This window comes from Flavobacterium ammonificans (genome assembly GCF_020885975.1).
GTDB classification, from domain to species: domain Bacteria; phylum Bacteroidota; class Bacteroidia; order Flavobacteriales; family Flavobacteriaceae; genus Flavobacterium; species Flavobacterium ammonificans.
This window is the reverse complement of record NZ_AP025183.1, coordinates 22,981-36,586: the sequence shown is the minus strand read 5'-3', so window position 1 is coordinate 36,586 and position 13,606 is coordinate 22,981. Positions and strand designations below refer to the sequence as shown.

6 protein-coding genes are annotated in these 13,606 nt (G+C 34.7%); 5 read left to right on the top strand and 1 reads right to left on the bottom strand.

Going from position 1 to position 13,606, the window contains the following annotated elements:
• Nucleotides 1–80: 80 nt before the first annotated feature.
• The 3 genes from rpoB (at nucleotide 81) to LPC23_RS00115 (ending at nucleotide 8,841) form a co-directional block, all read left to right on the top strand.
• A complete protein-coding gene (gene rpoB, locus LPC23_RS00125) occupies nucleotides 81–3,893 on the top strand; it encodes a DNA-directed RNA polymerase subunit beta (protein ID WP_229325305.1) in 3,813 nt (1,270 codons plus the stop codon).
• Nucleotides 3,894–4,159: 266 nt separating this feature from the next.
• Nucleotides 4,160–8,470, top strand: coding sequence for a DNA-directed RNA polymerase subunit beta' (gene rpoC, locus LPC23_RS00120; RefSeq protein ID WP_229325303.1), 4,311 nt, complete (start codon nucleotides 4,160–4,162; stop codon nucleotides 8,468–8,470).
• A gap of 71 nt (nucleotides 8,471–8,541) precedes the next feature.
• A complete protein-coding gene (locus LPC23_RS00115; protein ID WP_229330109.1) occupies nucleotides 8,542–8,841 on the top strand; it encodes a DUF3467 domain-containing protein in 300 nt (99 codons plus the stop codon).
• A gap of 40 nt (nucleotides 8,842–8,881) precedes the next feature.
• Here LPC23_RS00115 and LPC23_RS00110 read toward each other — a convergent pair whose 3' ends face one another.
• Complete coding sequence (locus tag LPC23_RS00110) at nucleotides 8,882–10,471, bottom strand: peptide chain release factor 3 (RefSeq protein WP_229330107.1); 1,590 nt, start codon at nucleotides 10,469–10,471, stop codon at nucleotides 8,882–8,884.
• Nucleotides 10,472–10,882: 411 nt separating this feature from the next.
• Between LPC23_RS00110 and LPC23_RS00105 the strand changes: the two genes are divergently transcribed.
• On the top strand, nucleotides 10,883–12,316 hold the full coding sequence (locus tag LPC23_RS00105) for a peptidylprolyl isomerase (RefSeq protein ID WP_229330105.1): 1,434 nt from the start codon (nucleotides 10,883–10,885) through the stop codon (nucleotides 12,314–12,316).
• Between the two features lie 84 nt (nucleotides 12,317–12,400).
• Nucleotides 12,401–13,354: an AAA family ATPase gene (locus tag LPC23_RS00100; RefSeq protein ID WP_229330103.1), complete on the top strand. Its 954-nt coding sequence runs from the start codon at nucleotides 12,401–12,403 to the stop codon at nucleotides 13,352–13,354.
• Nucleotides 13,355–13,606 lie beyond the last annotated feature (252 nt).

The window sequence follows — 13,606 nt, the reverse complement described above, 5'->3', positions numbered from 1 at the left end:
TGGTTACAAAAAAGAAAGTATAAATTAAACAGTGTTTTACACAAAAAATTACTTTTTTTAAATCAAAATTTTGTCCATCGATGATAACGAATCAGACTGAAAGATTGAATTTTGCCTCTACTAAAAATATTCCTGCATATCCAGATTTTCTAGATGTACAGGTTAAATCGTTTAAGGATTTTTTCCAATTGGAAACTAAATCTGACGAAAGAGGCGACGAAGGGTTGTATAATACCTTCATGGAAAACTTCCCAATCACAGATACAAGAAATAACTTTGTATTAGAATTTCTCGATTATTTTGTAGATCCACCACGTTATACAATTCAAGAATGTATAGAAAGAGGTCTTACGTATAGTGTGCCTTTAAAAGCGCGTTTAAAACTGTACTGTACAGATCCAGAACACGAAGACTTTGAAACTATTGTACAAGATGTATATCTTGGAACAATTCCTTACATGACTCCAAGTGGTACTTTTGTTATCAATGGTGCTGAACGTGTAGTTGTTTCACAATTGCACAGATCACCTGGTGTTTTCTTTGGACAATCATTCCATGCTAATGGAACTAAATTATATTCTGCCAGAGTAATTCCTTTTAAAGGTTCTTGGATAGAATTTTCTACTGATATCAATAGCGTAATGTATGCTTATATCGATAGAAAGAAAAAATTACCAGTAACTACTTTATTTAGAGCTATTGGTTTCGAAAGAGATAAAGATATCCTTGAAATTTTTGACCTTGCTGAAGAAATTAAAGTTTCTAAAACAGGACTTAAAAAATATATTGGTAGAAAATTAGCGGCACGTGTATTGAACACATGGCACGAAGATTTCGTTGACGAAGATACTGGCGAAGTTGTTTCTATCGAACGTAACGAGATTATCCTTGATAGAGATACGATTATCGACAAAGATAATGTAGAAGAAATCATCGATTCTAACGTTAAATCTATTTTGTTACATAAAGAAGATGCTAATCAAGGTGATTATGCTATCATTCATAATACGTTACAAAAAGACCCAACAAACTCTGAAAAAGAAGCTGTTGAGCATATTTACAGACAATTGCGTAACGCAGAACCGCCTGATGAAGAAACTGCTCGAGGCATTATCGATAAATTGTTCTTCTCTGACCAGCGTTATAACTTAGGTGAAGTAGGTCGTTATAGAATGAACAAAAAACTTGGTTTGGATATCCCAATGGAAAAGCAAGTGCTTACCAAAGAAGATATCATTACTATTGTAAAATATTTGATTGAATTAATCAACTCTAAAGCAGAGATTGATGATATCGATCACTTATCAAACCGTCGTGTAAGAACAGTTGGTGAACAATTGTCTCAACAATTCGGTGTTGGTTTAGCTCGTATGGCTAGAACTATTAGAGAACGAATGAACGTTAGAGATAACGAGGTGTTTACACCTATTGATTTGATTAATGCTAAAACATTATCATCAGTAATCAACTCTTTCTTTGGAACTAACCAGTTGTCTCAATTTATGGATCAAACGAATCCATTAGCTGAGATTACACACAAAAGAAGATTATCTGCACTTGGACCAGGTGGACTTTCAAGAGAAAGAGCTGGTTTCGAGGTTCGTGACGTTCACTACACGCACTACGGACGTTTATGTCCAATTGAAACTCCAGAGGGACCAAACATTGGTTTGATATCCTCTCTAGGTGTTTATGCAAAAGTGAATGGTATGGGATTCATTGAGACTCCTTACCGTAAAGTAACTAATGGTGTAGTTGATTTAGAATCTACTCCGGTTTACTTGAGCGCAGAAGAAGAAGAAGGTATGATGATTGCGCAAGCAAACATTCAAATGGATAATTCAGGAAAAATTACTGCTGATAACGTAATTGCACGTCAAGAAGGTGATTTCCCTGTAATTGAACCATCAAATGTTCATTATACTGACGTTGCTCCTAATCAAATTGCATCGATTTCAGCTTCATTAATTCCTTTCTTGGAACATGATGATGCGAACCGTGCATTGATGGGATCAAACATGATGCGTCAAGCTGTACCATTGATTCGCCCAGAAGCTCCAATTGTAGGAACTGGTTTAGAGCGTCAAGTGGCTTCTGATTCTAGAGTTTTAATAAATGCAGAAGGCCATGGTGTAGTAGAGTACGTTGATGCTAACATCATTACTATTAAATACGATCGTTCTGAAGAAGAGCGCATGGTAAGTTTTGATACGGATGAGAAAACATACAATTTAATTAAGTTTAGAAAAACCAACCAAGGAACAAGTATTAACTTGAAACCTATCGTAAGAAAAGGGGATAGAGTAGTTCCGGGTCAAGTTTTATCTGAAGGATATGCAACTCAAAATGGAGAGTTAGCTTTAGGTAGAAACCTTAAAGTAGCCTTCATGCCTTGGAAAGGGTACAACTTTGAGGATGCGATTGTAATTTCTGAGAAAGTAGTTCGCGACGATATCTTTACCTCTATTCACGTTGATGATTATTCATTAGAAGTGAGAGATACTAAATTAGGTAACGAAGAGTTAACGAATGATATTCCTAACGTTTCTGAAGAGGCTACAAAAGACTTGGATGAAAACGGTATGATCAGAATTGGAGCCGAGGTGAAACCTGGAGATATTCTTATCGGAAAAATTACGCCAAAAGGAGAATCAGATCCTACTCCAGAAGAGAAATTGCTTCGTGCCATCTTCGGAGATAAAGCAGGTGATGTAAAAGATGCTTCATTAAAAGCGTCTCCTTCTTTACACGGTGTTGTTTTAGACAAAAAGTTATTCGCAAGAGCGGTAAAAGATAAACGTAAGAGAACGCAAGATAAAGATGCTTTAACAGCACTTGAATCAGAATTCGAAACCAAATTTGTTGAATTAAAAGACAAATTAGTTGAGAAATTGTTCGTAATCGTAAATGGGAAAACATCTCAAGGTGTAATGAACGATTTGGGTGAAGAAGTTTTACCAAAAGGTAAAAAATATACTCAAAAAATGTTATATGCTGTTGAAGATTTTGCTCACTTAAGTAAAGGTCAATGGGTTGCTGATGATGCAACTAATAAAATGGTTAATGATTTGATTCATAACTATAAAATTAAATTGAACGACTTACAAGGAGCTTTACGTAGAGAAAAATTCACGATTACTGTTGGAGATGAATTGCCAGCTGGAATCTTGAAATTAGCGAAAGTATATATCGCTAAAAAACGTAAGTTGAAAGTTGGGGATAAAATGGCGGGTCGTCACGGTAACAAAGGTATTGTTGCTCGTATCGTTCGTCATGAAGATATGCCTTTCTTGGAAGACGGAACACCAGTAGATATCGTATTGAATCCACTTGGGGTACCATCTCGTATGAACATTGGTCAGATTTATGAGACTGTTTTAGGATGGGCTGGAATGAACTTGGGTAGAAAATTTGCTACTCCAATTTTTGATGGTGCTTCTTTAGACGAAATCAATGCCTTGACTGATGAAGCAGGTGTACCACGTTTTGGACATACACATCTTTATGATGGAGGAACTGGAGAACGTTTCCACCAAGCTGCAACTGTGGGTGTTATCTATATGTTGAAATTAGGACACATGGTAGATGATAAAATGCACGCACGTTCTATCGGACCATACTCGTTGATTACTCAACAACCATTGGGTGGTAAAGCTCAATTTGGAGGTCAACGTTTTGGAGAGATGGAGGTTTGGGCTCTTGAAGCTTATGGAGCATCAAGTACATTAAGAGAAATCTTGACTGTAAAATCAGATGACGTAATTGGTAGAGCTAAATCTTACGAAGCTATCGTTAAAGGTGAATCAATGCCAGAACCAGGATTGCCGGAATCATTCAATGTATTGATGCATGAATTAAAAGGTCTTGGTTTAGATATCAGATTAGAAGAATAAAACAGAATGCTGTATTCAGTTCCAATTTTTTGGAACTGAATACTTATTTATAATAAGTTTTTAAGGATTTATACCCGTAAACCGTTCCGATTTTTTATTGAAGCCTTTAGGTTTTTATAACTAGCACTTCAAATAGAGTTTGAAGTTTAGAGAAGTAATTCGAGGTATTAGCTGAATGATTTGTTTTGAAGAGTTTAACCGCAAATTGAAACATATCATAAATCTAAATCAATTTTTTAATTGCAATTAAATCAATAGTAAAAACTATGATGAATAATAGAAATAACAATAAGGATAAGAACCCAGTTAAAAGGTTCAATAAAATTTCGATAGGACTTGCTTCTCCTGAATCTATCTTAAAAGAATCAAGAGGTGAAGTATTAAAGCCTGAAACTATCAACTACAGAACGCACAAACCAGAGCGTGACGGACTTTTCTGCGAAAGAATTTTTGGTCCTGTTAAGGATTTTGAATGTGCTTGTGGGAAATACAAAAGAATTCGATACAAAGGAATTATTTGTGACCGTTGTGGTGTAGAAGTTACCGAGAAAAAAGTACGTAGAGATAGAGTAGGACACATCAACCTTGTTGTGCCAATTGCTCATATCTGGTATTTCCGTTCGCTTCCAAACAAAATTGGATACATCCTTGGATTACCGTCTAAGAAATTAGACATGATTATTTACTACGAAAGATACGTAGTAATCCAAGCGGGTATTGCTCAAAATGCTGAAGGAGAACCAGTACAACGATTAGATTTCTTGACAGAAGAAGAGTATTTGAATATTTTAGATACACTTCCTGCTGACAATCAATATTTAGACGATTTTGATCCAAATAAATTTGTTGCCAAAATGGGAGCAGAGTGTATTATGGATTTATTAGCACGTATCGACTTAGACGAGTTGTCATACAGTTTACGTCATAGCGCTAATAACGAAACGTCTAAACAACGTAAAACAGAAGCATTAAAAAGATTACAAGTTGTAGAATCTTTCCGTGAGTCTAACTTGAACCGTGAGAACCGTCCTGAGTGGATGATTATGAAAGTAGTTCCAGTTATTCCACCAGAATTACGTCCGCTTGTGCCACTAGATGGAGGTCGTTTTGCTACTTCTGATTTGAATGATTTATACCGTCGTGTAATTATACGTAACAACCGTTTGAAAAGATTGATGGAGATCAAAGCTCCTGAAGTAATCTTGAGAAACGAAAAACGTATGTTGCAAGAATCTGTGGATTCACTTTTTGATAATACTCGTAAAGCATCTGCAGTAAAAACAGAATCAAACAGACCATTAAAATCATTATCTGATTCATTGAAAGGTAAGCAAGGACGTTTCCGTCAAAACTTACTTGGAAAACGTGTGGATTATTCTGCTCGTTCGGTAATTGTTGTCGGACCTGAGTTGAAATTATTCGAATGTGGTATCCCAAAAGATATGGCATCTGAATTGTACAAACCTTTTGTAATCCGTAAATTGATTGAAAGAGGTATTGTTAAAACGGTAAAATCAGCTAAAAAAATAATTGACAAAAAAGAGCCTGTAGTTTGGGACATCCTTGAAAATGTAATTAAAGGACACCCAGTATTACTGAATCGTGCTCCTACTTTGCACCGTTTAGGTATCCAAGCGTTCCAGCCAAAATTAATTGAAGGAAAAGCAATCCAATTACACCCTTTAGTGTGTACGGCATTCAACGCGGATTTTGATGGTGACCAGATGGCAGTTCACTTGCCATTAGGGCCAGAAGCAATCTTGGAGGCACAATTATTAATGTTGGCTTCTCACAATATTTTGAACCCTGCTAACGGAGCTCCTATCACGGTACCTTCTCAAGACATGGTTTTGGGTCTATATTATATGACCAAAGAACGTTTATCAACTCCTGAGCATAAAATTTTAGGTCAAGATTTGACTTTCTATTCTGCTGAAGAGGTAAACATCGCATTAAACGAAGGACAATTAGAATTGAATGCTCGTGTAAAAATTAGAGCTAAAGATTTTAACGAAAATGGAGAGTTGGTTTACAAAATAATCCAAACTACTGCAGGTCGTGTCTTGTTTAATGAAGTAGTTCCTGAAGCTGCTGGATACATCAATGATGTATTAACTAAGAAAAACTTAAGAGATATTATTGGTCACATTTTAAGTGTAACTGATGTACCTACTACAGCTGCTTTCTTGGATAATATGAAAGATATGGGGTACAAATTTGCCTTTAAAGGTGGATTGTCATTCTCATTAGGAGATATTAGAATTCCAGATCAAAAGCCACAATTAATTGCAGATGCAAGAGCGCAAGTTGAAGGTATTTCTGCTAACTATAACATGGGTCTTATCACCAATAACGAACGTTATAACCAAGTTATTGATGTATGGACTTCAACCAATGCTCAATTGACAGAGGCAGCAATGAAAAACATTAGAGAAGACCAACAAGGTTTCAACTCTGTGTATATGATGCTTGATTCTGGAGCAAGGGGATCTAAAGAACAAATTCGTCAATTGACTGGTATGCGTGGTTTGATGGCTAAGCCAAAAAAATCAACTGCTGGTGGTGGTGAAATTATTGAAAACCCGATTTTATCTAACTTTAAGGAAGGTCTATCGATCCTTGAGTACTTTATTTCTACTCACGGTGCTCGTAAAGGTCTAGCGGATACCGCTCTTAAAACTGCGGATGCAGGGTACTTAACAAGAAGATTACATGACGTTTCTCAAGATGTTATTGTAAATATTGATGATTGTGGTACTTTAAGAGGTGTTGAAGTTTCTGCTTTGAAGAAAAACGAAGAAATCGTTGAATCTTTAGGTGAAAGAATTCTTGGACGAGTTGCATTACAAGATGTTATTAATCCTTTGGATAACGAAGTATTAGTTGCATCTGGAGAACAAATAACAGAAGCAATTGTTAAAGCAATTGAAGCTTCACCAATTGAAAAAGTTGAAGTTCGTTCTCCATTAACTTGTGAGGCTTTAAAAGGAATCTGTGCTAAATGTTACGGTAGAAACTTAGCTACTGGTAAAATCACGCAAAGAGGAGAAGCAGTTGGTGTAATTGCTGCTCAATCTATTGGAGAGCCTGGAACACAATTAACACTTCGTACATTCCACGTAGGTGGGGTTGCGGGAGGTATATCAGAGGAATCAAGTATTATTGCTCGTTTCCCAGGTAAACTTGAAATCGAAGATTTAAAAACAGTTAAAGGAGAAGATAGCGAAGGAAATGCTGTGGATATTGTTGTTTCTCGTTCTACTGAATTGAAATTAATCGATGAAAAAACAGGTATTTTATTAAGTACAAATAATATACCTTACGGTTCTAGTATTTTTGTAAAAGACGGACAGTCAGTTGCAAAAGGAGAAGTAATCTGTAAATGGGATCCATATAATGGAGTTATTATTTCTGAGTTTACTGGTAAAATTGCTTATGAAGATTTAGAGCAAGGACAATCGTTCATGGTAGAAATTGATGAGCAAACTGGTTTCCAAGAAAAAGTAATTTCTGAGTCAAGAAACAAAAAATTAATTCCAACTTTATTGGTTTATGGTAAAGACAATGAATTGATTCGTTCGTACAACTTACCTGTTGGAGCTCACTTGATGGTTGATGATGGCGAGAAAATTAAAGCCGGTAAGATTTTAGTTAAAATTCCACGTCGTTCTTCTAAATCTGGAGATATCACTGGAGGTTTACCAAGAATTACCGAGTTGTTAGAAGCTCGTAATCCATCAAATCCAGCTGTAGTGTCTGAAATTGACGGTGTTGTATCTTTCGGAAAAATCAAACGTGGTAATCGCGAGATCATCATCGAATCTAAATTTGGTGAAGTGAAGAAATACCTAGTTAAATTATCTAGTCAAATCTTGGTTCAAGAAAATGACTTTGTAAAAGCAGGTGTTCCTTTGTCTGATGGTGCTATTACTCCTGATGATATTTTGAGAATTCAAGGGCCAGCTGCTGTACAACAGTACTTGGTAAATGAAATTCAAGAAGTATACCGTTTACAAGGGGTGAAAATTAACGACAAACACTTTGAAGTAGTTATTCGTCAAATGATGCGTAAAGTACGTGTTCAAGATCCAGGAGATACTTTGTTCTTAGAAGATCAATTAATCCATACTAAAGATTTCATCTTAGAAAACGATAAGTTATACGGAATGAAAGTGGTAGAAGATGCAGGTGATTCTGATACATTGAAACCAGGACAAATTATCACACCGCGTCAGTTGCGTGATGAAAACTCATTGTTAAAACGTACAGATAAAAACCTAGTTGTAGCACGTGATGTAATTACAGCAACTGCTACGCCAGTACTTCAAGGTATAACTAGAGCATCTTTACAAACGAAATCATTTATTTCAGCAGCTTCTTTCCAAGAAACTACTAAAGTATTAAACGAAGCTGCAGTAGCAGGTAAAGTTGATTACTTAGAAGGTCTGAAAGAAAATGTAATTGTAGGTCACAGAATTCCAGCAGGTACAGGTATGAGAGAATACGATCATACTATTGTTGGATCTAAAGATGATTACAATGAAATGATGGCTAACAAAGAGGAGTATATTTATTAATTCAATTCATAAATTTTCAAAGTCTGTAGGAATACAGACTTTGATTTTTTTACTTTTTTAATCTTTTTATTATGGAGCAACAAGAGCAAATCAATATTGAATTAGATGAGCAAACAGCTGAAGGGATTTATTCTAATTTGGCTATAATTAATCATTCTTCTTCAGAATTTGTTTTAGATTTCGTGAGCATTATGCCGGGAATTCCTAAAGCAAAAGTTAAATCAAGAATTGTTTTAACTCCCCAACATGCTAAAAGATTATTAAAAGCTATTGGAGAAAATATACATCGTTTTGAAGTTGCTCATGGCGAAATTAAAGATACAGAGCAAGTTCCAATTCCACTGAATTTTGGTCCTGCGGGACAAGCATAAAAAAAAGAGGCTCCAATATTTGGAGCCTCTTTTTTTCTATCTAATCAAATTCTGAAGTAAAAAATAATTTTACGGTAGGGTATTTACTTTGCGTCATTTGAATTGTAAAATCAGAATCAGCTAAAAAAACTAATTGTCCGTATTTATCGTGTGCCAAAAACTTTTGTTTGATGCGTTTGAATTCTTTGAATTCCTCATTTTTAGCATCATCTGGTTTTACCCAACAAGCCTTGTGAACGGGAAAGTTTTCATAGGTACATTTTGCACCATATTCATGTTCTAAACGGTATTGAATAACTTCGTACTGAAGTGCACCTACCGTTCCAATTACTTTACGATTATTCATTTCTAGTGTAAACAACTGCGCCACTCCTTCGTCCATTAATTGGTCTACTCCTTTGTCTAGTTGTTTCGCTTTTAATGGGTCAGCATTATTAATGTAACGGAAGTGTTCTGGTGAGAAACTCGGAATACCTTTAAAACTCATTGCTTCTCCTTCGGTTAACGTATCACCAATTTTGAAGTTTCCGGTATCGTGCAATCCCACAATATCACCAGGGTAGGAGATATCTACAATTTCTTTTTTTTCTGCAAAAAAGGCGTTGGGACTTGAAAATTTTAAATTCTTCTTTTGTCGTACGTGGAAATACGGTTTGTTGCGTTCAAAAGTTCCCGAAACAATTTTGATAAATGCTAAACGGTCACGGTGTTTTGGATCCATATTCGCGTGGATTTTGAATACAAAGCCCGACATTTTTTCTTCTTTTGGATCCACTAAACGCGTTTCTGAATCTTTAGGTCGAGGTGAAGGAGCAATGGCTACAAAGCAATCTAGCAATTCTCTAACCCCAAAATTATTCAAAGCTGAACCAAAAAATACAGGTTGCAATTTTCCGTCTAAATAGTCCTGACGGTCAAATTTTGGATAAACCTCGTCGATTAATTCTAGTTCTTCACGTAATTTATCAGCGGGTTTCTGGCCAATTATTTTTTCTAAATCCGGACTTTGCACGTCTGAAAAAGCTATTGTTTCTTCAATATTCTTGCGGCTATCGCCACTAAACAAGTTGATGTTTTGCTCCCATAAATTGTAAATTCCTTGAAAGTCATATCCCATTCCGATTGGGAAACTCAAAGGTGTAACTGTCAATCCTAACTTTTGCTCCACTTCATCCATCAAGTCAAAAGCATCTTTTCCTTCACGGTCTAATTTATTGATGAAGACAATAATTGGGATGTTTCTCATTCGGCAAACCGAAACTAATTTTTCAGTTTGTTCCTCGACCCCTTTAGCAACGTCAATCACAACAATTACACTATCTACTGCAGTTAACGTTCGAAACGTATCTTCAGCAAAATCTTTATGCCCGGGTGTGTCAAGAATGTTGATTTTTTTCTCCTTATAATTGAATGCCAAAACCGAAGTCGAAACCGAAATCCCTCTTTGGCGTTCAATCTCCATAAAATCGGATGTTGCACCTTTCTTGATCTTATTATTTTTCACAGCACCCGCTTCCTGAATCGCCCCTCCAAAAAGAAGTAATTTTTCAGTTAGCGTAGTTTTCCCGGCATCGGGATGGGAAATAATTCCAAATGTTCTCCTGCGTTGTATTTCTTCTAAAAAACTCATAATTGCTATAATGGATTGCAAAAATACTATTTACTTCACTAAATAACTAATTACAATTTTATTTCTATGATGTATTTCAAGGATTGAATTTAAATCAATTTAGTTTGCCTCAATAGTAACACTTTAAATGATTTTAATGCTGCTTAACTTCAATAGAATGAAGTTTTCCGATAACCAGGATTAATAGCGCTTTAATTGAAAAAGCTATTCTAGCAAGCATCTTAATAATTTTTTGTTAATAGTACTCACTTCACTTGTATTCTCTATTGTATTTGTTATTTTTGTTGGCAGTTATGGAATTTAAGTTAATTTTGATTTCTAAACTAAATTTTCGACTTTACTATTTTAAGTCTACAAACTAAGTCAGTCTTTGTATTGCTTTGGATTTGTTCATTAAATAAACCAATAAAAATGATTTTTCAATTTCCGTTTATCTCAAGTTTTTTAAACAATAAAAAACACATTTTAACTTTACTACTTATTTTTTCAGTTGCCTTGGTTTCTGCTCAAGAAATTATCAAAGACAATCCCGTAAAAGAAACTCCAAAAGTAGATTCTTCTAAAAAAATGAAAATTGATGGAATTATTGCTACAGTGGGGGAATATATCATCCTAGATTCAGATATTGACAAAGCTTATTTAGAAATTTCTAGTCAAGGTGGTTCTGTAAAAGATATAACAAGATGTCAGATGTTAGGTAAGCTAATGGAAGATAAACTGTATGCGCATCAAGCAGTTCAGGACAGTGTCAAGGTTACAGATTCAGAGGTGAAAACTATGATGGATGAACGTTTGAATTATATGACAGAGCAGTTAGGTTCTATGGATAAAATTGTAGAATACTACAAGAAAGATAATGAAGAAGACTTTAGAACATATTTTTTTGATATTTTAAAAGAGAACAAGTTAACGACAGAAATGCAAAAGAAAATTGTAGATGATGTTGAAATTACTCCAGAAGAAGTTCGAAATTTTTTCAAAAAAATACCAAAAGATGAATTACCTGTTTTTAGTGCTGAAATGGAGGTTGCCCAAATTGTGGTTAAACCTAAAATTTCGGATGCTGATAAACAGAAAGTTATAGATCGATTGAATGGGTTCAAAAAAGAGATTCAAGAAGGGTCAAGTTTTGCAACCAAAGCGGTACTTTATTCTCAAGATCCAGGATCAAGATCCAGTGGTGGTTATTACAAAATGAACCGAAAAACTCCATTTGTAAAAGAATTCAAAGATGTTGCATTTAGTCTTGATGAAGGAGAAATATCAGAGCCTTTTGAGACAGAATATGGGTATCATATTATTTTTGTTGAGAAAGTTAAAGGGCAAGAAGTTGAATTGCGTCACATTTTATTAGCACCAAAAGTTACAGAGGAAGCCTTACTTGAGGCTAAAGAGAAAATCACTTTAATTCGTAAACGAATTGTAGATAAAGAAATTACTTTTGCGGAAGCAGCCAGAACCCTTTCTGATGAGAAAGAAACTAGAACTAATGGTGGAGTTTTAATTAATCCAAAAACACAAGACACCCGTTTTGAATTGACAAAAATGGATCCGAGTTTGTATGCTCAAGTTTCTAATTTAAAAGAAAATGAATTGTCAAGTCCATTTGTTGAGGAGCCGCAAGAAGGGAAAAAACAATTTAAATTGGTTACCGTAACTAATAGAATTAATGAGCATACCGCTGATTATGCCAAAGATTATACTAAAATAAAAGAATTAGCTTTAAAGGAGAAGCAAATCAAAGCTATCGGAAAATGGTTTGATGATAAAATTAAAGACACCTATATAAAAATAATTGGAGAATATAAAGATTGTTCATTTACAAACAATTGGTTGAAAAAATAATTTTTTAAAATAAATCAAAAAAGAGTTAGCTTTATGAATTCAAATCATGTTGCTAACTCTTTTTAATTTAAATCGTCCTATACTATGTCTGATGTAGCCGCTATTCATAACTTAGTTCAAAAAAGAACTGCTCTTAAAAATGAAATTGCCAAAATTATTGTTGGGCAGGATGCGGTTATAGATCAAATTTTACTGGCTGTTTTTTCTGGAGGTCATGCTTTATTAGTAGGCGTGCCAGGTCTTGCAAAAACATTAATGGTGAATACTTTGGCGCAAGCCTTAGGTTTGGATTTCAAGCGCATTCAATTTACACCAGATTTGATGCCTTCAGATATTTTAGGAAGTGAAATTTTGGACGAGAATAGGCAATTCAAATTCATTAAGGGACCTGTTTTTACCAATATTGTTTTAGCGGATGAAATTAACAGGACTCCTCCAAAAACTCAAGCAGCTTTGTTAGAAGCGATGCAAGAACGTTCGGTTACTGTAGCGGGCTATCAACACCAATTAAATTTACCTTATTTTGTTTTAGCTACTCAAAACCCAATTGAGCAGGAAGGAACTTATCCTTTGCCAGAGGCCCAATTGGACCGATTTATGTTTGCTATCAAATTAGAATATCCCACTTTTGAAGAAGAAGTACTAGTTGTAAAACAAACGACATCAGACAAGAAATGGGAAGTTCAATCCTTATTTTCGGCTCAAGAAATTATTGATTTTCAACAATTGATTCGTCGAATTCCTGTTGCAGATAATGTAATTGAATATGCCGTAGGTTTGGTTGGTAAAACACGCCCAGACAGTTTGTTGTCAAATGACTATGTGAAAAATTATTTAGATTGGGGAGCTGGTCCAAGAGCTTCGCAAAATTTAGTTTTAGCAGCTAAAACACATGCAGCTTTTAATGGGAAATATTCTCCTGACATTGAAGATGTAAAAGCGGTTGCAGTTGGTATTCTTCGTCATCGAATTATAAAAAACTATAAAGCAGATACTGAAGGGATTACAGAAGAAGAAATTATAAGTCAAATTCTGTAATTAACCCTAGTTGTATACTGATTTTTATTAATATTCTATCCATTAGAATTATTCTTATTTTACTAATTGTTTTTTGATAATTATCTAGCAACTATTCAATTAAATTATTGTTTTAATAATTTAATCTATCTTAACTCGTTTTTTTATAATAATAATTGTTAGTATCCCGACTTTTGTTAAATTATTTTTAATTCTCGTCGAGAATACTTAAATTTGTGATAGAAAAATAATTATAACAAATATATTATGAGT